Genomic DNA, 21,012 nt, shown 5'->3' on the forward strand with positions numbered 1-21,012 from the left:
TATGTGTGTCCTGCCTGATCGTCCAGAGCGACAAGACGCTCCTGCTCGAAGTCGACCACGAGCGCGCCGACGCCTGCCGCCGCGCCATCGCCCCGTTCGCGGAGCTGGAGCGGGCGCCCGAGCACATCCACACGTACCGGGTGACCCCGCTCGGCCTGTGGAACGCGCGCGCCGCCGGGCACGACGCGGAGCAGGTCGTCGACGCCCTCGTCGAGTTCTCCCGCTACCCGGTGCCGCACGCGCTGCTGGTGGACGTGGCGGAGACGATGGCCCGGTACGGGCGGCTCACCCTCAGCAGGCACCCGGTGCACGGGCTGGTCCTCACCTCCACCGACCGCCCCGTCCTGGAGGAGGTGCTCCGGTCGAAGCGCATCAAGCCGCTGGTCGGGGAGCGCATCGACCCGGACACGGTCGCCGTGCACCCCTCCGAGCGCGGCCAGATCAAGCAGACCCTCCTCAAGCTGGGCTGGCCCGCCGAGGACCTCGCCGGGTACGTCGACGGGGAGGCCCACCGGATCGACCTGGACGAGTCGGGCTGGGCGCTGCGCCCCTACCAGCAGCAGGCCGTCGAGGGCTTCTGGCACGGCGGTTCGGGCGTCGTGGTGCTGCCGTGCGGCGCGGGCAAGACCCTCGTCGGGGCGGGTGCCATGGCCAAGGCGAAGGCGACGACCCTGATCCTCGTCACCAACACGGTCTCGGCCCGGCAGTGGAAGCACGAGCTGGTGCGGCGCACCTCGCTCACCGAGGACGAGATCGGCGAGTACAGCGGCACGCGCAAGGAGATCCGCCCGGTCACCATCGCCACGTACCAGGTGCTGACGACGAAGCGGAAGGGCGTCTACCCGCACCTGGAGCTGTTCGACTCCCGCGACTGGGGCCTGATCGTCTACGACGAGGTGCACCTGCTGCCGGCGCCGGTGTTCAAGTTCACCGCCGACCTCCAGGCGCGACGGCGCCTCGGCCTGACGGCGACGCTCGTACGGGAGGACGGCCGCGAGTCGGACGTGTTCTCCCTCATCGGCCCGAAGCGGTTCGACGCGCCGTGGAAGGAGATCGAGGCGCAGGGGTACATCGCGCCCGCCGACTGCGTGGAGGTGCGCGTCGACCTCACGGAGTCGGAGCGGCTGGCGTACGCGACGGCGGAGACGGAGGAGAAGTACCGCTTCTGCGCGACGACCGACACGAAGCGCCGGGTCACCGAGGCGATCGTACGGAAGTTCGCGGGCCAGCAGATCCTGGTGATCGGCCAGTACATCGACCAGCTCGACGAGCTGGGCGAGCACCTGGGGGCGCCCGTCATCAAGGGCGAGACGCCGAACGCGCAGCGGGAGAAGCTGTTCGACGCGTTCCGGAACGGGGAGATCAGCGTGCTGGTCGTCTCGAAGGTCGCGAACTTCTCCATCGACCTGCCGGAGGCGACGGTCGCGATCCAGGTGTCGGGCACGTTCGGATCGCGCCAGGAGGAGGCGCAGCGGCTCGGCCGGGTGCTGCGGCCGAAGGCGGACGGCCACCAGGCGCACTTCTACTCGGTGGTGGCGCGGGACACCATCGACCAGGACTTCGCGGCCCACCGCCAGCGCTTCCTGGCGGAGCAGGGCTACGCGTACCGCATCATGGACGCGAGCGACCTGCTGAGCGAGGCGTAGACCCGCCGCGGCACAGGCAGGCTGCCGCCCACGGCCCCGGCGGTTCGCCGTGCGGTCGCGGTGCCCGCGAGCGAGCCGGTGGTCGCCCACCCCTGCTGCGCCTGCGGGCCGCGCGTACGGCCGGGGCACGGCCCAGGCGGGGCGCGCCCCACCGGTGGAACCGGACGGCGGGCGCCACCGCTCGGGCCGCAGGGGCGCGGCCTCACAGGTAGATCTGCCGCGCGCAGCCACGGCAGTACGTCTTCCCGCCGCGGTGCTCGGTCGTCCGGTGCTCACACCCGCCGGTCACGGCGACGTACGCGGGTACGGCGAGCGTGGCGGCCCGCCTCGTCCGCTCCCCGTCTCCTCCGTCCCGTTCGTACGCCTGGGCGCGGACCATGTGGTCCAGCTCGGCGAGGCACGGACCGCAGGCGTAGACGTTCCCCGTCGCACCCGGCGTGGTCACCGAACCGACCCACAGCACGGCCACGCCCGTGCGGCGGCAGAACAGCCAGCACATCCCCGTGTTCCAAGGGTTCCCGTCGCCCGGCCGCGCCACCAGCGGCCACGCGTCGCGCCACGGGCGCTCCACGGCCGGGGTGAACATCACCGCGCACCCCCCGCCGTCCGCGCCCGGAGTACGGCGGCGAGCGCGCGGGCCGTCTCCACGTTGCAGCGCCCCAGCTCGATCAGCCCGAGCGGGGCGGACCCGGCGCACGAGACGGGGTCCAGCCCCAGGGACGGCAGGCACACCCCGACCGCCTTCAGCGCCGCGCCCAGCTCGTCGCACGCCCTCTCGGCCTCCTGGACCCTGTCGTCCGTCCGCCGCTGCCCGTCCGTCCTCGCCATGCCTGCCACTCCGTACACCGTTGGTCGCTCGTCCGCGTGCTCTGCGTGACCTTCCGCTCACACGATGACGGCCGGGTGCTTACGCTCGCCAGGTCTGGACCCATGCCAACGCAGGTGGAATGCGAGGGAGTTGAACAGGTGAGCGAAGCCGCCGACCAGGCCCGGGGCCCCGCGAACGGTGCCGCGTACTTCGGGGAGGAGACGAGGGCGCTGCGGGAGGCCCTCGGACTGTCCCAGGAGAGGTTCGCGGAGCGGCTGCACTACCGGCAGGCGCAGGTCAGCAAGGTCGAGAACGGCACCGTACTCGCGTCGGATGCCTTCGCGGAGGCCATGGACCGGGTGGCGGGAACGCCGGGCGTGTACGCGCGTCTGCGGGCCAAGTTGAGCAAGCAGGGGCACCCGGAGTGGTTCGTACCGTACGTCACCTTGGAGGAGTCCGCGAGCGCCATCACGGACTACTCGTGCACGTTCCTCATGGGGCTGTTGCAGACTGCGGAGTACGCCACGGCCGTCTTCCGCGCCGCTCACCCGCGTGAGTCGGAGGACACCATCAAAGAGCGCGTGGAGCTGCGAATGAGGCGCCAGGCGGTCATGGAACGCGACGAGCCTCCACTCCTGTGGGTGGTGGTCCACGAGGCCGTCCTGCGCACCCGTGTCGGCGGCCGGGCGGTCATGACCGCGCAGTTGGAGCACCTGACCGCGCTGACGGCGTCCCCCCACATCACGGTCCAGGTGCTGCCCTACTCGGCGGGAGCGGCACCCAGTCATCTGCCGTTCACCCTGCTCTCCTCGAGCGGGGCGCCACACTCCGTCTACACCGAGAGCGCCACCCATGGCGGTCAGATGGACGACACAACTAGCGTGGTGGCGGGGGCAGTCGGAATGTTCGACCGGCTCCGCATGGCGGCGCTCTCCGAGGACGCGTCGCTGACCCTGATTCGCCAGATCACGGAGGACCACGCCACATGAACAGCACTTCCGTCCCCCAGCCCCCGCGCTGGGTCAAGAGCACCTACAGCGGCGGCGACGGGGGCCAGTGCGTCGAATGGGCGCCGGGCCACGCGCGCGCGACGGGCGAGTTCCTGGTCCGAGACAGCAAGAACCCGGACGGCCCCCGGCTGACCCTGGGCCGCGGCGCCTTCACCGGCCTCGTGGAGCTAGCCAAGCGGCACGGCTGACCCTGATCCGGGCGAGGCGTCCCGCCGGTGGAGACCAGGCGGTGGCGCCCGCCTCGGGTCCGCTCCGCACAGCGCCGCGCGGCGCGCCGGGTCAGCGTCGCCTGACCCCCGCCGCGTCCGCGTCGTAGTCGCCCAGGACCGCGACGCCGAACGCCGCGGCCGTGAAGACCCGCACCGCGCGCAGCGCCCCGCCGAACCCGGACGCGGGCGGTACCGGCGGTACGGGCCGTGTCCCGGCGCCGGGCGCCTGCGGGGTGCGGGGGCCGGTACGGGTCGCGGGGGTGAAGGTCGCTGTACTCATGCCTCCATGCTGCTGCCCGGAGCCCCCCACCCTCATCACCTTGCAGGCGGAAACCCCCGCACGCCCGCGTACGACTCCAGGCATACGGCGTCCCCTACGGGACGTACGCCCCGCGTATCGGCCGGCCCACCCCCGGCACGGCCCTCAGTCGGCGGGGCGGAACAGCCGGTCACCCCTGGCGGCGAGCGCCAGGACGCCGACGTGGACGGCGGCGAGGGCCAGGAGCGCTTCCACGCCGAGCGCGCCCGTCCCCGGAGAAGGCTCCCTCGTCCACAGGTAGAGGGCGTACTGCGCTTCCTCCGGGAGCCGCAGCCACGCGGCCACCCATGTCTGCGGGTGCAGCGGGGTGATGCCGTCGATGCCGACGACCGGGGCGAGCACGACCACGGGCCCGAGAGCGCCCGCCATCGTCCCCACGACCTTGCGGGTGAGGGCGGCCGCCGCGAACGCAACCGCGACGAAGAGGGCCTGGACCACCAGGGACCTGGCCACGGCCTGCGCGGCGGCCCCCCAGCCGGGGCCGTCGCCCGTGGCGAAGCCCGTCACCCCGGCGGCCGTCCGGCCCGCGGCGAACAGCACGGTGGCCAGGACGACCGTGAACGCGCTCGTCAGCAGCAGGGCGACCACCGCCTTCAGGACGATCAGCCGGGCCCGCCCCGGCCGGCTCGCCAGCAGGGACGGCCACATACCGGACTCGCACTCGACCGCGTACAGGGCACTCGCCAGCGCGGCGGCGACGACCAGGCCGAGGAAGGTCCCCGAGTGCTGGGCCGCCGCCCACATGGCTCCCGCCGGCTCGTCGAGGTACGTGGCGGGGGCGCCGTCCCTGAAGTGCCGGTAGGCGTTCCGGTAGCCGTACAGGGCCATCGCCGCCGCGGCGAGCACGGCCCCGGCGGCCGTGAGGAGGACCACCGGAGACAGCGCGGCCTTGCGCAGCTCGGCGTACCAGCCGGACCACCCGGTCATGTGACCTCGTTCCCGCGCTGGGCGGCGCGCGTGATCCACCAGATCCCCAGGGCGGTGACCAGGACCGTGGGCAGGGCCCGAAGGAGCGAGGGGACGGTGCTGACGGGCTCCGGGCCCCACCAGACGTTCCACAGCACGTCGCCGGGGTGGAAGGCCATCACGTCGGCGACGATGCCGCCGGGCAGCCAGCCCCACAGCCAGGCGGCGCCCGAACCGAGCATGAGCAGGACGAGCAGGGCCCCGGACCGCGCGATCCCGCCGGCCTGGCTGCGCGCCAGGGCGGTGAGCGCGACGGCGACGACGCTCCAGACGGCGGTGACGACCAGCGCCCCGCCCACGAGGCGCAGCCCTTGCAGCAGATCCTCTCCCGGCGGGAGGTGGAACGCGTGGAGCGGGTAGTCCGGCCGCCCCTTCACCAGGCCGAACACGGCGACGGCCGCTCCGGCGCAACACAGGGCCGCGGTCGTGGTGAGCCACAGGGCGGCGGCCTTGGCCCCGATGTGCGCCCGGATGCGCGGGTCGGCCAGCAGGAGGTTCCCGGCGGTCCGGTTGTCGTACTCGCCGCCCATCGACTGCGCGGCTAGGAGTACCAGAACCACAAGGCCGGGGAAGGAGGCGAACGCCTGCGCGGCCCAGCCGAAGGCGCCGGGCACGGTCTGCGCCCGCGCGGCCTCGGCGGCCTTCTCACGTGAGTCGGCCACCCATTCCTCGCTGAGCTGCCGCTCCCTCTCCCCGGTCCTGGTGCAGTACTCGGGCCCCAGCTTCGGATTGAGCTCCAGACAACTCCGGTACGACTCGCCGCTCTCGATGTTCCGCAGACTCTCGTGGGCCCGCTGCACGGTGCCCGACCAGTAGTCCTGGGCGTAGAACGCCGTCGTCACACAGCCGACGCTCAGGAGGGCGAACAGCAGGAGCGTCAGCGGGCGCAGGGCGGTCTTGCGCAACTCCGCGCGCACGTGCCAGATCGTCACCAGGACCCCTTGTGCCCACTGATCCGGAAGAACCAGTCCTCCAGCGACTCGGCCCCGCCCAGGCCGATCTCGTCCAGTGCTCCGCTGGCGACCACGGTGCCCCGGTCCATGACCACGACGCGGTCGCAGACCCGCTGCACCTCGTCGAGCTGGTGGCTGGAGACCAGGACGGCGGTACCGCTCTCCGCCTCGCGGCGGATCAGCTCGCGGACCATGACCACGGCGTGCGGGTCCAGCGCGTTGGTGGGCTCGTCCAGGACCAGCAGGCGCGGCCCGCGCATCAGGGCGGCGGCCAGAGCGAGGCGCTGGCGCATGCCCTGCGAGTACGCGCGGATGCGCTTGCGGGCCTCGTCCTCCAGGCCGACGCGCCGGAGCGCGGCGAGCGGCTCGCCCCGGTCCGGCAGGCCGGACGAGTGCAGCAGGCTGCGCAGCTGGGCGGGCCCGGTCATCCACCGGTAGAACGCCGGCGTGTCCAGGGCGGCGCCCACCTGCCGGGCGACGGCGGGTGAGTACGGCGGCTGCTCGCCGAGAACGCGTACGGCCCCTGCCGTCGGCTTGACCAGCCCGCAGGCCATGCGCATGAGGGTCGTCTTCCCGGCCCCGTTGGCGCCGAGGAGCCCGACCACCTCGCCGGGCGCCACATCCAGCGTCACGTCCGAGACGGCGGTCTGCGAACCGTAGGTCTTGCTGACGGAGCGGCAGGCCAGTACGGCCTGCCGCTCCTGCTCGTGGAACGTCACGGAGTGGCTGCCTCGGTGGTGGTGTGGCGGTGCGGAGGGCCGACGGGGAAGGGTGGGGTGGCGGTTGCGGGCGGTGTCGGTCGTTCCCCGGCCCGTTCCCGGTACGCGCCGCGGATCTTCCGGCGGCTCGGCGTTCGGCTGCCGCCATCATGGGAGCCGGTGGGCGCCGCCCACCACTCGCCGGCCGGTGATTGGCCGGAACACTCGCTCATCCGCACGGGTGTGGCGCGTTGCCGTGCCCGCCCCGGCGGCGCCGACGCGGGCTCCCGGAAAACGGTTCGCGTGACCCTCCGGAGCCTCATTACACTCTCCGGCTTGCCCGCCTCCCCCGTCGGGAGCGCCGCCCTCCGGTCGGAAACCGGACGGCCCCTCGTCGACCGACCCCGCCAAGCGCCCGGAGGCACCGCCATGTCCGCGACCGCTCCCACCCCGGACCCCGTCCCAGGCCCCCTCGACCGCGAGCGGGCCCACCTCGCCGCGTCCCGCGCCGCGCTGCGGGCCATGCGGGAGGACGTGGAGGCGCTGGACATCCGCGACGTGACCGCCAACTGGGTGAACGCCGCCGTGCTGGAGCGGCAGATCGAGGACCGCGTCAAGGCCCTGGCCGACCTGGCGCACACGCCGCTGTTCTTCGGGCGGCTCGACTACCTGCCCACCACCCAGGAGGGCGGCCGGTTCTACATCGGGCGGCGGCACGTCCACGACGCGCAGGGCGACCCGATGGTGATCGACTGGCGCGCCCCGGTCTCGCAGCCGTTCTACCGGGCGTCCCGGCGGGACCCGCGGGACGTGCGGCTGCGGCGCCGGTTCGGGTACACGGGCGGCGACCTCACCGCGTACGAGGACGAGCACCTCACCGACCCCGCCGAGGCGGAGACCGTCAGCCGGCTGCTCCAGCAGGAGATCGAGCGGCCGCGCGTCGGCCCGATGCGGGACATCGTCGCCACCATCCAGCCCGAGCAGGACGAGATCGTCCGCGGCGGGCTGTCCGGCACGGTGTGCGTGCAGGGCGGCCCCGGCACCGGCAAGACCGCCGTGGGCCTGCACCGGGTCGCCTACCTGCTCTACGCCCACCGGGAGCGCCTGGCCCGCACCGGCACGCTCGTCATCGGCCCGAACCGCTCCTTCCTCCGCTACATCGAGCAGGTGCTGCCCGCCCTCGGTGAGCTGGAGGTGCGGCAGGCGACCGTGGACGACCTGGTCGGCGGGCACGTCGAGGTGCGCGGCGCCGACGACCCGGCGGCGGCCGTCGTGAAGGGCGACGCGCGCATGGCGGAGGTCCTGCGCCGCGCCGTCCGCTCCCACGTCACCCTGCCGACCGAGCCGGTGATCGTGGTGCGCGGGTCGCGGCGGTGGCGGGTCCCCGCCTATGAGGTGGAGGAGATCGTCACCGAGCTGCTGGCGCGCGACATCCGGTACGGCGCCGCCCGCGAGGCCCTGCCGCAGCGCATCGCGCACGCCGTGCTGGTGCGGATGGAGGCCGCCGGGGAGGCCCCCGACGACCGGGTGCAGGACCAGGTGGCGCGCAACGCGGCGGTGAAGGCCGCCGTCAAGGCGATCTGGCCGCCGGTCGACCCGGCGAAGCTGGTGCTGCGCCTGCTGTCGGACCCGGCCTTCCTGGCGGAGCACGCGGACGGCGTCCTCGACGAGGACGAGCGGAAGGCCGTCCTGTGGGCCAGGCCGCCCAGGAGCGTGAGGTCCGCGAGGTGGTCGCCGGCCGACGCGGTCCTGGTCGACGAGGCCGCCGACTTGGTGGCCCGCACCCCGTCGCTGGGCCATGTCGTCCTGGACGAGGCGCAGGACCTGTCGCCCATGCAGTACCGGGCGGTGGGGCGCCGCTGCTCGACCGGCTCGGCGACCGTGCTCGGCGACCTGGCGCAGGGCACCACGCCGTGGGCGACGCGCGGCTGGGCGGAGGCGCTGGCGCACCTGGGCAAGCCGGACGCGCTGGTGGAGGAGCTGACGGCCGGCTTCCGCGTGCCGCGCGAGGTCATCGCGTACGCCTCCCGGCTGCTGCCGCACATCGCGCCGGGCCTCGCCGAGGTCCGCTCGGTGCGGGAGAACCCGGGCTCCCTGGAGGTGCGGGGGGTGGCCGCCGAGCGGCGGGACGCGGAGGTCCTCGGGGCGTGCGCGGCGTTCCTGCGGGAGGAGGGCTCCGTGGGGCTGATCGCCGCCGATCCGCGCGTCCCCGCCCTGGAGGAGGCGCTGCGGGCGGCCGGGGTGCCGTTCCTGTCGCCGGGCGAGGAGACCACGCCGGACGTGCGGCTGACGCTGGTCCCGGCGTCGCTGGCGAAGGGCCTGGAGTACGACTACGTGGTGCTGGACGAGCCGTCGGCGGTGGTCGCAGCGGAGCCGGACGACCGCATGGGCCTGCGCCGCCTGTACGTGGCCCTGACACGGGCGGTCTCGGGCCTGAAGGTCGTGCACGCCGCGCCGCTGCCGGAGCAGCTCGCGGGGTGAGGGGCGGGGGCGGGGGCGGGGGCAGAGGTTGGGCGGGGGGCTTGGGGCGCCCGGTCGTGGGGTGCGCGCGGGCCGGTGCCGGAGGGGCTGGCGGTGTGGGGGCGGCGGTGTGGGGGCGGTGTGGGGGCGCCCTGCCGCCGCCGGGCCGAAGGGCCGGGGACCGGCGGACGAATTCCGGCCGAAGGCGAGAAGGCGAGCTACATGTAGGCGGCACGCGAATGGCGGCTCGGGGCAGAATGCGGGCATGCCTCTCACCGTCGGGTTCGACCTCGATATGACCCTGATCGACTCCCGCCCCGGTATCCACGCCACCTACCGGGAGCTTTCGGCGCGCACGGGGGTGTGGATCGACGCCGACCTGGCGGTCTCCCGCCTCGGGCCGCCGCTCGAGCACGAGCTGGCGCACTGGTTCCCGGAGGAGCTCATTCCGGAGATGGTCGCCGCGTACCGTGAGATCTACCCCACACACGCCATCGCGCCGTCCCTCGCGCTGCCCGGCGCGGGGGATGCGATTCAAGCCGTTCGCGCGGCGGGCGGCAGGAGCGTCGTCGTCACCGCGAAGAACGAGCCGCACGCCAAACTGCACCTCGAGCACCTCCGCCTGGAACCGGACGCGGTGATCGGCTGGCTGTGGGCCGAGGCGAAGGCGGAGGCGCTGCGCGAGCACGACGCGACCGTGTACGTCGGCGACCACCTGGGCGACATCCGCGGCGCCCGCGCGGCGGGCGCCCTCGCCGTGTCGGTGGCGACGGGACCGTACGACGAGGAGGCCCTGCGCGCGGCCGGCGCGGATGTCGTCCTGCCTGATCTGACGGCCTTTCCGGCCTGGTGGGCGGCCTACGCGGAGGGCGCGGCCTCTCTGGCCTGACGCCGCTGCGCGGCGATGGAGCGGAGCACTCCGGCGCCGGCGACGAGGAAGCCGACGCCCATGAGCATCGCCACCAGGTACACGAACGTGGGGAACGGGTCGGTCCCCAGGAAGAGCGGCGCGACGGTGACGAGCGTGGCGATCGCGCCGATGATGAACAGGACCGCTCCGACCCGAATGAGCCCGTCCCCCGGGAGGGCGCCGTCCGCGTGGGTTTCACTACGCATTCGGCCAGGGTAGTTCCCCGGCCGGGGGAACGTACCGGCGGCGTCTTGTCACGGGGGCCGGGACCATTAGCCTTAACGCCTTGAGCCGCCCAGCGCGGACCCATCGAGTACGAGGACGAGGACAGGACGTGCCTACCGGCAAGGTCAAGTGGTTCAACAGCGAGAAGGGCTTCGGCTTTCTCTCCCGCGACGACGGCGGCGACGTCTTCGTGCACTCGTCGGTGCTCCCTGCCGGAGTCGACGGCCTGAAGCCGGGCCAGCGTGTGGAGTTCGGCGTCGTCGCCGGGCAGCGCGGCGACCAGGCGCTGTCGGTGACGGTCCTCGACCCGACCCCGTCGGTGGCGGCGGCGCAGCGGCGCAAGCCGGACGAGCTGGCGTCGATCGTGCAGGACCTGACGACGCTGCTGGAGAACATCACGCCGATGCTGGAGCGGGGCCGGTACCCCGACAAGGCGCACGGCAAGAAGATCGCCGGTCTGCTGCGGGCGGTCGCGGACCAGCTCGACGTCTGACCCTTCCGGATCTCCCCCCGCGCCTCCCGCTCCCCGTACGGGTGACACGCGGCCGCCCCTGCGGCGGCCCGCCCCCGTGCGGGGTGCGTGCGTGCGGGGGTGTGTGTGCGTGCGGGGGTGTGTGCGTGCCGGGACGCGCTTGGGCCGGGGCGCGTGGCGGCGGGCGTGGCGGGCCGGGACGGGTCCGGGCGGGTCCGGGCGGGTCGGGTCTGCGGTGGGTCCGGGCGGGTCGGGTCCGCGGTGGCCCGGCGCCGAAGGGCCGTCCGTACCGCCGTCCCGTACCACCCCGCGCACCCCGGGTGGCGCGCCCCGCTTCCGGGCGCGGTCGCCCGGTGGCGGGGCCGGCCGGGCGCGGTCGCCCGGTGCCCGGCGGGCGCGGCGGGCCACCGGGCCGGGGCGCGTCAGGAGTGGCCGAGGTCCTCGGAGGCCGGGTCCGCGACCGTGGGCACCGAGCCGGCGGACGGCGTCGGGTGCAGCGGGAACTCGTCCGTCGCCATCGAGTCCAGCACGGGCCCCGCGGGCCGGGGCGTCTTCGGCATGACCGCCGCCTCGGAGTGGCCGCCGCACCCGTAGTCCAGGGAGACGACCCGGCCGTCCGCCGGCGAGAACTCGTTGGCGCACACCCCGAACGCCTGCCCCAGCGATCCCCCGATCGCCATCAGGAAGCCGCACGACACGCACGACGCGGGCGCCGCCTGCGCCATCGGCGTCTTCGCGCCGAACGCCTCGTCCCACCGGTCGGCCGCCATGTTCCGCCCGTACCGGGACAGCACGCGCGCCCGGCGCATGCCCAGCTCCTCCGCGACGGCCGCGATGGCGCCCCGCGACGGCGTGGAGACGACGAACTCGGCGTCCTCCGCGTCGGCCCGCTCCGTCATCTCCTCCGACACGGCCGAGTCCGGCAGCGGCTCGTCCTCGCCGGTGTAGGCGGGCTCCAGACGCAGGTCGTCGGCCTCGGTCGGCAGCAGGTCGCCCGGCCCGAGGTCACCGGGGCGCAGCCGCTCGCTCCACGGCACCCACTCGGGCGCCAGCAGCGCGTCCGGCCCCGGCAGCAGGACGGTCTCGTCCAGGGTGACGTTCTTGGCGCGGGACGCCCGCGCGACGGTCACCGCCCAGCGCCAGCCCCGGTAGCCCGGTTCGGCGCACTCGAAGAAGTGCGTGACGACCCGGTCCCCTTCGGGCACCGCCTCCACGTACTCGCCGACGACGCCGGGCGCCGCCGCCTCCTCGGCGGCCTCGCGGGCGAGGTCCACCGCCTCGGCGCACAGGCGGTCCAGGGCCGGGGCACGCCGGGCACGGCTTCGCGTCGTCGCAGCACTCACAGGTTCGCTTCTCTCCTACGCCGTCTTAACGGTGCGCCGGCCGATGCGCGACTGCACGGGCGGCGGACGGAGCGGACCCGGGGACCGCATCGACGTCCGCGCCCGACGTGCTCGGGCACACCTCATGTCATCCATTCTGCGGGATGCCGAAGAGGCGCGTGGCCGAGACCTTTTCCGCCGGTGGCGCGCTACGCACGCTACCCCCTCAACCGCCTGCCGCCCACATGGCCGCCCCAAGTCGGCCGTCGCGGACGGCGGCGGTGGGGCACTATGGCGACGTGGCAGCCGCGCGGTGGTCCCGGAAACCGTCGCCGCAGCGCCCCGGCCGGACCGGGCGCGCTGGGCGGGCCGGGCGCGTCGGAGGGACCTGGCGCGCCGGAGGACCGGGGGCGGGTGAGCGGCCGGATCCCACCGGGCGGCCGGAGCCCCATGGGCGGCCGAGCCCGGTCGAACCGGAACCCACCACCGGGCAGCCCCACCGCGTCGACGGAGCCGAACCCGTCGGGCGGCCGGACCCCGCCGACCCAACGGACACCGCCGGCCCAACGGACACCGCCGGCCCAACGGACACCGCCGGCCCAACAGCCCCTAGCGACCCACCGGTCCCCGCCGACCCAACGGACCCCGCACACCCCCCAGGCCCCATCGGTCCGCCGGACCCCACCAGTCGGCCGAAACGCGCCGGTAGGTTCCGTGCGGCGGCCCGCGGTCTGGGCCGGGCCGCCCGCCTGCCCTTCACCTCCACCGCCCGCGGCATCCGCCGCGCCACCCACGCGCAGGGCGCGGGCGAGTCCGGCCTCGGCAAGCTCATCGAACTGCACGCCGTGAACGGCGCGGGCGACGTGATGATCACCGTGGCGCTCGCCTCGACCGTGTTCTTCTCCGTGCCGACCGACGAGGCGCGCGGCCGGGTCGCCCTGTACCTGGCCATCACGCTCGCCCCGTTCGCCCTGCTCGCCCCCGTCATCGGCCCCCTCCTCGACCATGTGCCGCACGGCCGGCGCGCGGCGATGGCGGGCGCCATGGCGTTCCGCGCGTTCCTCGCCGTCGCCCTGTCGGGGGTGGTCGCGACCGGCGGCCTGGAGCTGTACCCGGAGGCGCTCGGCGTGCTCGTGGCGTCGAAGGCGTACGGGGTGGTCCGCTCCGCCGTCGTACCGCGCCTGCTGCCGCCCCGCTTCTCCCTGGTGAAGGCGAACTCGCGGGTCACCCTCGCGGGGCTCCTCGCGACGGGCGCCGCGGCACCCGTCGCGGTCGGGCTGCACCGGATCGGGCCGCAGTGGCCGCTGTACGGGGCGTGCGCGCTGTTCGCGGCCGGCACGGTCCTGGCCTTCACGCTGCCGCACAAGGTGGACTCCGCGAAGGGCGAGCGGAGGGCGCGCATCCTCGTCCACGACGAGCGGAAGGCGGGGCTGCGCACGGTCGGCCCGGCCGTCCTGCACGCCCTCCAGGCCAACGCGGCGGTGCGCGGGCTGGCCGGGTTCCTGATCTTCTTCCTGGCGTTCCTGCTGCGGGTGGACCCGATCGGCGGGCAGAGCGCGGCCGTCTCGCTCGCGGTGGTGGGGGTCGCCGCAGGGGTGGGCAACGCCTGCGGCACGGCGGTCGGGGCGTGGCTCAGGGACCGCGCGCCGGAGGCGATCATCGCCACGATGCTGGTGCTGCTGCTGGCCGCGACGGTCGCGGCGGCCGTCTTCTTCAGCGGCGCGCTGGTCGCCCTGCTGGGCGCCGTCGCGGGGCTGGCGCAGGCCCTGTCGAAGCTCTCCCTCGACGCGCTGATCCAGCGGGACGTGCCGGAGTCGGTGCGCACGTCGGCGTTCGCCCGCTCCGAGACGCTGCTCCAGATGGCGTGGGTGGTGGGCGGCGCGCTCGGCATCGTCCTGCCGCTCAACGGCACGCTGGGCATGGCCGTGGCGGCGGCCATCCTCGCCGCCGGGGCCGCCGTGGCGGGCCGGGGCCTCCTGCACGAGGCCCGCCACCACCCCCGGCCGGCCCACCCCTCACCCCCCGGCCCGGCTCCCGGTCCGGCCCCCGGCCCGGCTCCCGGTCCGGCCCCCGGCCCGGCTCCTGGGTCGGCTCCCGGCTCCGCCGACCGTCCGGCTCCCGGCCCCGCGCCCGGCTCGGCGGCGGACCCGGACGCGACCCGCTGACCACCGGCCCTCCGCCCCGGCGACGCCGCGAGGCGAGGCGAGGCGAGCGGAACGAAGCGAACCGGAACAGACCAGACCGGACCGATCAGAACAGGTCAGGTCAGAACAGGTCAGGTCAGGTCAGAACAGGTCAGGTCAGGTCAGGTCAGGTCAGCCACGGCACCACACCGCAGCCCACCGCACCGCACCGCAGGGCACCGCAAGGCGGCCGGGGCGTGGCGAGAGCCGGGGCAGAGCGGGGCGACCGGCTCCGCTGGAACCGGGGGCCGGGACCGGCACGGATCGGGCGGGACACGTACCAGGACATGGCGAGAAATGTCCGGTGCGGGGACACGGGGGAGCCCCACCGTGCGGTGGGCCGCCGGGTGAGGTGTGCGCGCCGCGCGAGCCCCGCATGCGCCTGCGGCGGCCGGGACCGATAGCCTTCGGCCCATGACCGTTGCGTTCTTCTCCGGAAAGGCCCGCCGGGCCGGCGTCGCTCTGGGTGCCGTCTCCGCCGGCCTGCTCGTCCTCTCCGCTTGCGGCTCCAAGCCGACGCCGATCGCGACCGTGACGGTCGGCTCCGACTCGTACAACACCGAGGCGGCCGAAAACTGCTACGACGAGGGCGGCCTCAAGGAGTCCCGCGTCCAGGAGTGCCTCAGCGCCAAGGGCGGCGAGGAGGTCGAGGTGTCCGTCGACGACCGGATCCGCTTCGGCGTCGACCCGGAGATCGCCGAGAACGGCTGGACGATCTTCCTGGACGGGGAGCGCGCCGAGCAGGAGCCGTACACGAAGACGTACCGCTCGATCAGCGCCAGCTCGTTCTTCGCGCCCGGCATGGGCGGCCAGACCAGCCCCAACGTCCGGGTGGCGCTCCTGGAGACCGACGCGAAGACGAAGAAGGCCATCGGCGTCTACCGCTTCGTCCTCAAGAAGGTGTGACCCTGCGCGTCCTGGTCGTGACCGCCGTGGCGGCGGAGGCCCACTCCGTCGCCGGCGGACTCGTCGACTGCGCGGCGCGGTCCTCCCGGCCGCTGCCGAGCGGCCACACCGTGACGAGCCACCTGCTCACGGGGCGCAGCCTCGACCGGCTGACCGGTGCCGCCGCGCCCGCCGTGGACGTGCTGGCGGCCGGTGTCGGGCCCGCCGCCGCCGCGGTCGGCGCCGCGACGGCGCTGGCCACCGCCCCGTACCCGTACGACCTGGTGATCAGCGCAGGGATCGGTGGCGGGTTCGCGCCGCGCGCCCCGCTCGGGTCCCTCGTCGTCGCCGACAGCATCGTCGCCGCCGACCTGGGCGCCGACACGCCCGACGGCTACCTCCCGGTGGAGGAGCTGGGCTTCGGCCGCTCCGTCCACACCCCGCCGGCCGCGCTGTGCGACCGGGTCGCGGAGGCCGTGCGCGGCGCCGGGCTGCCGTGCCTCACGGCGCCCGTCCTGACGGTGTCCACCGTCACCGGCACCGCCGCCCGCACCGCCGAGCTCACCGCCCGCCATCCGCGCGCCGGGGCGGAGGCCATGGAGGGCTTCGGCGTCGCCGAGGCCGCCGCCGCGCACGGTGTGCCGGCCGTCGAGATCCGCGCCGTCTCCAACGCGGTCGGCCCGCGCGACCGCGCCGCATGGCGCGTCGGTGCGGCGCTGGACGCGCTGCGCACGGCGTTCGAACCGCTCAGCACCCGCGTCTTCAGGGAGGAGTGAGGGCCAGTGGTGACGCGCATCGCGTACTCCCCCTGCCCGAACGACACGTTCGTCTTCCACGCGTGGGCGCACGGCCTGGTGCCGGGCGCTCCGGAGCTGGACGTCACCTTCGCCGACATCGACGTCACCAACGGCATGGCGGAGCGCGGCGAACTGGACGTCCTCAAGGTCTCGTACGCCGTACTGCCCTGGGTCCTCGACGAGTACGCCCTCCTGCCGTGCGGCGGGGCGCTGGGGCGGGGCTGCGGCCCGCTGGTCCTGGCGCGGGAGCCGGGGCTGGACCTGTCGGGGCGGACCGTGGCGGTGCCCAGCGAGCGGTCGACGGCCTATCTGCTGTTCCGGCTGTGGGCGGCGCAGGCCGTGCCGGGCGGCGGGGTCGGCGAGGTCGTCGTGATGCCGTTCCACGAGATCATGCCGGCGGTGCGGGACGGGAAGGTCGACGCGGGCCTCGTGATCCACGAGGCGCGGTTCACCTACCAGGACTACGGGCTGCACCGCCTCGCGGACATGGGCGAGCACTGGGAGGCCACGACCGGGCACCCCATCCCGCTGGGCGCCATCATCGCCAAGCGCTCGCTGGGCGCGCGGGCGCTGCGGGGCCTCGCGGACGCGGCGCGGGAGTCGGTGCGGCGGGCGTGGGCCTCACCGTCGGCGTCGGCCGAGTACGTGCGGGCGCACGCCCAGGAGATGGCGCCGGACGTGGCGCGGCGCCACATCGACCTGTACGTCAACGACTTCACGGAGGACCTGGGGCCCGCCGGCTACGAGGCCGTGCACGCCCTGCTGTCCCGCGCGGCCTCCCAGGGCCTGGTCCCACCGGTCCCCCCGGCCTCCCTCGCCTTCCCCTGACGCCCCCTCCCCGGACTCACCGGCCGGCACCACCGCGCGTCGGGCCCCTGCGGCACGTCGCCGTCGCCACTCCCCCACAGCGCCCCACGTAGCCGTACGGGCGGAGCCGTGCGCGTCCGACCGATGGGCCCGCGCCCGTCCGTACGGGCGGGCCCAGAAGAGGCCGAGACGGCGCGGGGCGTGCTCCCCCGCGGTCCGACCGCGCCGCCCCGCTGCCCGGCCGCGCAGCGCTCTGACCGGGGGCGGGGGGCGCACCAGTCACGGTCCCCGCCGTCGCCCAGCCCCTGCCGGGGGCGGTCGCCGGTCGGGCCCGCACGCGGTCCGGCGGCCGAGCCGCCGAGCGGCCCAGCGGCCCAGCGGCCCAGCGGCCCAGCGGCCCAGCGGCCGAGGGTGGGGCCGTCGGAGTCGGCGCCGTCAGCGGGTGGGCGGCAAGGGGTGAACGGGCGGGTGCGGGGCGCTCACGTGATCGTCTCCTCGCCGGCGTTGCTGAAGGCGGTCACGCGCAGCCGGGTCACCGAGGCGGGGAAGCCCTCCGGCAGGGAGATGCGCACCCGGTGCGTGCGCGACTCCCCCGCCGGGAGCGTCGCCGTCGTGAGGCGGGCCGTGTGGCCGATGGGCCGCCAGGAGCCGTCCTCCGCCAGCAGGGACACGTTCACGTCGCCGCCGGAGAGCGTGCCGCCCTCGGCGGCCACGGACAGGTTGTCCGTGGCGTCCTCCGCGTCCCCGCCGGTCGTGTTGAGGACCGTCACCGTGAGGGTCAGCGGGTCGTCGCCCGTGCGGAGCGTACGGGTGGCTCCCGCCTCGCCCAGGACGACGGTGACCGCGCGGGAACCGGCCTGCGGCCCCCCGTCCGGGCCCGAGCCCGGACCGGTCCCCCCGGTCCCGTCGGCCGTATCGCTGCCTTCACTTGGATAGACGTGCGGCCCCCTCCGGGGTTGCAGGTCGCCCCGCAAGATTTTCCGGAAGTTCTTCGCGACCCCCGCGCACCCCTGCTGACCTGCGCGTTCATGGGGACGGCGGGGTGCGCGGTACCTTCGGCCGCAGACCGGTTTCGTACGTCGAGGAGAGCGGAGCACATCGTGAGCGTGAGGGCGACGGCGGCGGGCGAGGGCACCGACCCGTTCGGGACCGCGCGGTTGCGGCGCGGAGTGCTCGACGCGTGGGGCGCCGGTCCCGCGCGGTTCCGGGAGGACGCCAACGCCGAGGAGGAGCTGAGCCTCGGCGGCTACCGCGACCGGCTCGTGGTGGAGCTCGCGCAGAACGCCGCCGACGCCGCGGCCCGCGCCGGGGCGCCGGGCCGCCTCCGGCTCACCCTCCACCCCGCCGGCGCGGACGGCCCGGCGGTGCTCGCCGCCGCCAACACGGGCGCCCCGCTGGACGCGACGGGCGTCGAGTCGCTGTCCACGCTCCGCGCCTCCGCCAAGCGGGAGGGCCACGAGGGCGCGGTCGGCCGGTTCGGGGTCGGCTTCGCCGCGGTCCTCGCCGTCACCGACGAGCCCGCGGTCATCGGTCGGCACGGCGGTGTGCGCTGGTCCCTGGCGGAGGCCCGCGACATGGCCGCCGAGGCCGCGAAGGCCAGCCCCGGCCTCGGCGACGAACTGCGCCGCCGCGACGGCCACGTGCCCCTGCTGCGCCTGCCGCTGCCCGCCGAGGGCACCCCGCCCACCGGCTACGACACGGTGGTCGTCCTCCCGCTGCGCGACGCCGCCGCCGTGGACCTGGTGGAGCGGCTGCTCGCCGGGATCGGCGACACGCTGCTGCTCACCCTGCCGGGCCTCGCCGAGATCGTCGTGGAGACCCCGGCCGGCACGCGGACCCTCACGCGCGGGCGCGACGAGGAGTACACGATCGTGGACGACTCCGCGCGCGGCACCACCCGCTGGCGGACCGTCACCCGCACCGGCGCGACCCCGCCCGAGCTGCTCAGGGACCGCCCCGTCGAGGAGCGGCTGCGCCCGCACTGGTCGGTGACCTGGGCCGTCCCCGCCGACGCGGACGGCGCGCCCGTCCGCCCGGACACCGCGCCCGTCGTGCACGCGCCGACGCCGACCGACGAGCCCCTGACCGTACCGGCGCTGCTCATCGCGTCGTTCCCGCTGGACTCCACGCGCCGCCACCCCGCGCCCGGTCCGCTCACCGACTTCGTCGTGGCCCGCGCCGCCGAGGCGTACGCCGAACTCCTCGCCGCCTGGCGTCCCGTGACGACCGGCACCATCGACCTGGTGCCCGGACCGCTCGGCAAGGGCGTCCTGGACGGCGCGATCCGCGGCGCGGTGCTGGAGCTGCTGCCCCGCGTCCCGTTCCTCGCCCCGGCCGCCCCCTCCGAGGAGCTGGTGGCGCTGCGCCCGTTCGAGGCGGAGGTCGTCGAGGGCGCCGGCGCGGACACCGTACGGGTCCTGGCGGAGGTGCTGCCCACGCTGCTGCCCGCCGGGCTGGAGCGGCGCGCCGAGCTGCGGGCACTGGGCGTGGCACGGCTGCCGCTGGGTGACGCGATCGACCGGCTGGCGGGCACCGAGCGGGCACCCGGGTGGTGGCACCGGCTGTACGACTCGCTGGCGGGCGTCGACCCGGACCGGCTGACCGGCCTGCCGGTGCCGCTGGCCGACAACCGGACCACCATCGGCCCCCGGCAGGTCCTGCTGCCGCTGCCCGACACCCCGGTGGACCTCGCCCGGCTCGGGCTGAAGGTCGCCCACCCCGACGCGGCGCACCCGCTCCTGGAGAAGCTGGGCGCCCTGCCGGCCACCCCGCGCGCGGTGCTGACGACCCCGCAGGTGCGGGCGGCGGTCGCGGCGTCCCTGGACGCCGACGAGGTGTGGGACGAGAACGGGGTGGACGCCGAGGAGCTGGCGGAGATCGTCCTCGCGCTGGTGCGGGACGCGGGCCTGGAGCCGGGCGACGAGCCGTGGCTCGGCGCGCTGGCGCTGCCGGACGAGGACGGGGAGCCGGCGCCGGCCGGCGAGCTGGTGCTGCCCGGCAGCGCGTTCGCCTCCGTCATGCGGGAGGGCGAGCTGGCGCTGTGCGACGAGGAGCTGGCGGCCCGCTGGGGCGAGCGGCCGCTCGCCGCGTGCGGTGTGCTGGCCGACTTCGCGCTCGTACGGGCGAGCGACGTGGTGCTGGACCCGGACGAGCTGGAGCCCCGCGACGCCGACTACGCGGAGCCGGACGACGTGGGCCTGCTGGACGCCGTGGACGTGTGGTGCGAGGACGTGCTGGACCGGCTGCCCGAGGCCCCGGTGCCGCCGGTCGCGACGGAGGTCGTCGCCGTACGGGACCTCGACCTGGTCGACGACGACGCCTGGCCGCGCGCGCTGGCCCTGCTGTCCCGGCCGCCGCTGCGGGACGCGCTGACCCAGCCGGTGCGGGTGCTGCTGCCGGACGGTACGACCGAGACGGTCCGCCCATACACGGCGTGGTGGCTGCGCGACCACCCGGTGCTGGACGGCCGCCGCCCGGCGGGCCTGCGCGCGGCGGGCGCCGACCCGCTACTGGAGGGCCTCTACGAGTCGGTGGACACCACGGGCTTCGACGACGCGCAGGTGCTGCGCGCCCTGGGCGTGCGGACGTCGGTGGCCGCCCTGCTGGACGAGCCGGGCGGCGCGGCGGAGCTGCTGGGCCGGCTCGCGGACCCGGACCGCGAGGTCACGGGGGCCCAGCTGCACGGGCTGTACTCGGCGCTGGCGGAGCTGGACCCGGAGCAGGTGACGCTCCCGGAGGAGCTGCGGGCCGTCGTGGACGGCGAGGTGCGGGTGGTGGACGCGGCGGACGCGGTGGTCGCGGACGCGCCGGACCTGCTGCCGCTGGCCGGCGGGCTGCCGCTGCTGCCGGTGGCGCCGTCACGGGCGGCCGACCTGGCGGAGCTGCTCCAGGTGCGGCGGCTGGGCGAGGCCGTGGTGGCGGAGGTGTCGACGGACGGCGAGGAGCACGAGGTCCCCGCGCCGGTGCACGCGCTGCTCGGCCCGGCCACCCCGGCGACGTACGTGGAGCACGAGGAGCTGGTGGCCGGCGGGGTGGAGCTGGACTGGCGGATCACCCCGGACGGCACCCTGCACGCGGCGACGCTGGAGGGCGTGGCGGCGGGGCTGGCCTGGGCGGCGGGGCAGTGGCCGCGCCGGTTCGAGGTGGCGGCGCTGCTGGAGGACCCGTCGCGCACGGAGGAACTGGCCCGGGACCGCTGGTTCGACTGAGCCGGGAACGGGCGGGGAGCCGGCTCGGGCCGGAGTGCTCGGGCTCCGGCCGAGGCCGGCTCCAGCCGAGGCCGGGGGTCAGCCGAGGCCGGCTCCAACCGAGGCCGGGGTCAGCCGAGGCCGGCTCCAACCGA

The 21,012-nt window shown here is 75.5% G+C and carries 20 protein-coding genes; 11 read left to right on the forward strand and 9 right to left on the reverse strand.

The annotated features are described in order from the left end of the window. Positions 1–5 precede the first annotated feature (5 nt). Complete coding sequence (locus CP974_RS13125) at positions 6–1,646, forward strand: DNA repair helicase XPB (protein WP_031132892.1); 1,641 nt, start codon at positions 6–8, stop codon at positions 1,644–1,646. A 202-nt stretch (positions 1,647–1,848) separates the two neighbouring features. On the opposite strand, the gene CP974_RS13130 is transcribed toward CP974_RS13125, so the two are convergent. Continuing rightward, positions 1,849–2,232 (reverse strand): hypothetical protein, encoded by a 384-nt coding sequence (locus tag CP974_RS13130; RefSeq protein ID WP_031132894.1) that lies wholly within the window; start codon positions 2,230–2,232, stop codon positions 1,849–1,851. Then, positions 2,232–2,474, reverse strand: coding sequence for a hypothetical protein (locus CP974_RS13135; RefSeq protein ID WP_031132896.1), 243 nt, complete (start codon positions 2,472–2,474; stop codon positions 2,232–2,234). Before CP974_RS13135 ends, CP974_RS13130 begins: the two co-directional genes overlap by 1 nt. Before the next feature lie 138 nt (positions 2,475–2,612). Between CP974_RS13135 and CP974_RS13140 the strand changes: the two genes are divergently transcribed. Both CP974_RS13140 and CP974_RS13145 read left to right on the forward strand, forming a co-directional pair. Then, on the forward strand, positions 2,613–3,443 hold the full coding sequence (locus tag CP974_RS13140) for a helix-turn-helix domain-containing protein (RefSeq protein ID WP_031132898.1): 831 nt from the start codon (positions 2,613–2,615) through the stop codon (positions 3,441–3,443). Beyond that, a complete protein-coding gene (locus CP974_RS13145) occupies positions 3,440–3,652 on the forward strand; it encodes a DUF397 domain-containing protein (protein ID WP_031132900.1) in 213 nt (70 codons plus the stop codon). Before CP974_RS13140 ends, CP974_RS13145 begins: the two co-directional genes overlap by 4 nt. A gap of 91 nt (positions 3,653–3,743) precedes the next feature. Here the strand turns inward: CP974_RS13145 and CP974_RS13150 are convergent, their stop codons facing one another. From CP974_RS13150 to CP974_RS13165, 4 genes are all read right to left on the reverse strand, one after another. Next, on the reverse strand, positions 3,744–3,953 hold the full coding sequence (locus CP974_RS13150; RefSeq protein WP_031132902.1) for a hypothetical protein: 210 nt from the start codon (positions 3,951–3,953) through the stop codon (positions 3,744–3,746). Positions 3,954–4,097: 144 nt separating this feature from the next. Then, entirely contained in the window at positions 4,098–4,919 is an 822-nt protein-coding gene (locus CP974_RS13155; RefSeq protein ID WP_031132904.1) for an ABC transporter permease subunit, read from the reverse strand. Then, positions 4,916–5,890: an ABC transporter permease gene (locus CP974_RS13160; protein WP_031132906.1), complete on the reverse strand. Its 975-nt coding sequence runs from the start codon at positions 5,888–5,890 to the stop codon at positions 4,916–4,918. The genes CP974_RS13155 and CP974_RS13160 overlap by 4 nt, the downstream gene beginning before the upstream one ends. Next, on the reverse strand, positions 5,887–6,630 hold the full coding sequence (locus CP974_RS13165) for an ABC transporter ATP-binding protein (RefSeq protein ID WP_051839583.1): 744 nt from the start codon (positions 6,628–6,630) through the stop codon (positions 5,887–5,889). The genes CP974_RS13160 and CP974_RS13165 overlap by 4 nt, the downstream gene beginning before the upstream one ends. A gap of 408 nt (positions 6,631–7,038) precedes the next feature. Between CP974_RS13165 and CP974_RS13170 the strand changes: the two genes are divergently transcribed. Beyond that, a complete protein-coding gene (locus CP974_RS13170) occupies positions 7,039–9,090 on the forward strand; it encodes a HelD family protein (protein WP_031132910.1) in 2,052 nt (683 codons plus the stop codon). Between the two features lie 244 nt (positions 9,091–9,334). Next, complete coding sequence (locus CP974_RS13175; protein WP_031137231.1) at positions 9,335–9,958, forward strand: HAD family hydrolase; 624 nt, start codon at positions 9,335–9,337, stop codon at positions 9,956–9,958. Here the strand turns inward: CP974_RS13175 and CP974_RS13180 are convergent. Next, positions 9,928–10,185: a hypothetical protein gene (locus tag CP974_RS13180; protein WP_031137233.1), complete on the reverse strand. Its 258-nt coding sequence runs from the start codon at positions 10,183–10,185 to the stop codon at positions 9,928–9,930. The two genes, CP974_RS13175 and CP974_RS13180, sit on opposite strands and share 31 nt — an antisense overlap. Positions 10,186–10,313: 128 nt before the next feature. Here CP974_RS13180 and CP974_RS30850 point away from each other — a divergent pair, with 128 nt between their 5' ends. Further along, entirely contained in the window at positions 10,314–10,697 is a 384-nt protein-coding gene (locus CP974_RS30850; RefSeq protein WP_031137235.1) for a cold-shock protein, read from the forward strand. Positions 10,698–11,098: 401 nt separating this feature from the next. On the opposite strand, the gene CP974_RS13190 is transcribed toward CP974_RS30850, so the two are convergent. Beyond that, positions 11,099–12,019, reverse strand: coding sequence for a DUF3027 domain-containing protein (locus CP974_RS13190; RefSeq protein ID WP_031136851.1), 921 nt, complete (start codon positions 12,017–12,019; stop codon positions 11,099–11,101). A gap of 824 nt (positions 12,020–12,843) precedes the next feature. On the opposite strand from CP974_RS13190, the gene CP974_RS13200 reads away from it, so the two are divergent. From CP974_RS13200 to CP974_RS13215, 4 genes are all read left to right on the forward strand, one after another. After that, the gene (locus tag CP974_RS13200; RefSeq protein WP_373276712.1) at positions 12,844–14,163 is read left to right on the forward strand and encodes an MFS transporter; all 1,320 of its coding nucleotides are present in this window, start codon (positions 12,844–12,846) and stop codon (positions 14,161–14,163) included. A gap of 432 nt (positions 14,164–14,595) precedes the next feature. Further along, the gene (locus CP974_RS13205; protein ID WP_031135621.1) at positions 14,596–15,087 is read left to right on the forward strand and encodes a hypothetical protein; all 492 of its coding nucleotides are present in this window, start codon (positions 14,596–14,598) and stop codon (positions 15,085–15,087) included. Then, positions 15,084–15,842, forward strand: a complete 759-nt coding sequence (locus tag CP974_RS13210; RefSeq protein WP_031135623.1) for a futalosine hydrolase — start codon at positions 15,084–15,086, stop codon at positions 15,840–15,842. The genes CP974_RS13205 and CP974_RS13210 overlap by 4 nt, the downstream gene beginning before the upstream one ends. 6 nt (positions 15,843–15,848) lie before the next feature. Further along, positions 15,849–16,691, forward strand: coding sequence for a 1,4-dihydroxy-6-naphtoate synthase (locus tag CP974_RS13215; protein WP_031135625.1), 843 nt, complete (start codon positions 15,849–15,851; stop codon positions 16,689–16,691). Between the two features lie 458 nt (positions 16,692–17,149). Here CP974_RS13215 and CP974_RS13220 read toward each other — a convergent pair whose 3' ends face one another. Then, positions 17,150–17,440 (reverse strand): hypothetical protein, encoded by a 291-nt coding sequence (locus CP974_RS13220; RefSeq protein ID WP_140160790.1) that lies wholly within the window; start codon positions 17,438–17,440, stop codon positions 17,150–17,152. A gap of 258 nt (positions 17,441–17,698) precedes the next feature. Between CP974_RS13220 and CP974_RS13225 the strand changes: the two genes are divergently transcribed. Continuing rightward, positions 17,699–20,878: a sacsin N-terminal ATP-binding-like domain-containing protein gene (locus CP974_RS13225; protein ID WP_373365949.1), complete on the forward strand. Its 3,180-nt coding sequence runs from the start codon at positions 17,699–17,701 to the stop codon at positions 20,876–20,878. Positions 20,879–21,012 lie beyond the last annotated feature (134 nt).

It is taken from the genome of Streptomyces fradiae ATCC 10745 = DSM 40063 (genome assembly GCF_008704425.1).
Lineage (GTDB): Bacteria > Actinomycetota > Actinomycetes > Streptomycetales > Streptomycetaceae > Streptomyces > Streptomyces fradiae.

Bases quoted from the DNA above. Each gene is read 5' to 3' on its own strand.
- CP974_RS13130 (WP_031132894.1), bottom strand. From the start codon at position 2,232: ATGTTCACCCCGGCCGTGGAGCGCCCGTGGCGCGACGCGTGGCCGCTG.
- CP974_RS13135 (WP_031132896.1), bottom strand. From the start codon at position 2,474: ATGGCGAGGACGGACGGGCAGCGGCGGACGGACGACAGGGTCCAGGAG.
- CP974_RS13145 (WP_031132900.1), top strand. From the start codon at position 3,440: ATGAACAGCACTTCCGTCCCCCAGCCCCCGCGCTGGGTCAAGAGCACC.
- CP974_RS13150 (WP_031132902.1), bottom strand. From the start codon at position 3,953: ATGAGTACAGCGACCTTCACCCCCGCGACCCGTACCGGCCCCCGCACC.
- CP974_RS13155 (WP_031132904.1), bottom strand. From the start codon at position 4,919: ATGACCGGGTGGTCCGGCTGGTACGCCGAGCTGCGCAAGGCCGCGCTG.
- CP974_RS13170 (WP_031132910.1), top strand. From the start codon at position 7,039: ATGTCCGCGACCGCTCCCACCCCGGACCCCGTCCCAGGCCCCCTCGAC.
- CP974_RS13175 (WP_031137231.1), top strand. From the start codon at position 9,335: ATGCCTCTCACCGTCGGGTTCGACCTCGATATGACCCTGATCGACTCC.
- CP974_RS13180 (WP_031137233.1), bottom strand. From the start codon at position 10,185: ATGCGTAGTGAAACCCACGCGGACGGCGCCCTCCCGGGGGACGGGCTC.
- CP974_RS13205 (WP_031135621.1), top strand. From the start codon at position 14,596: ATGACCGTTGCGTTCTTCTCCGGAAAGGCCCGCCGGGCCGGCGTCGCT.
- CP974_RS13225 (WP_373365949.1), top strand. From the start codon at position 17,699: ATGGGGACGGCGGGGTGCGCGGTACCTTCGGCCGCAGACCGGTTTCGT.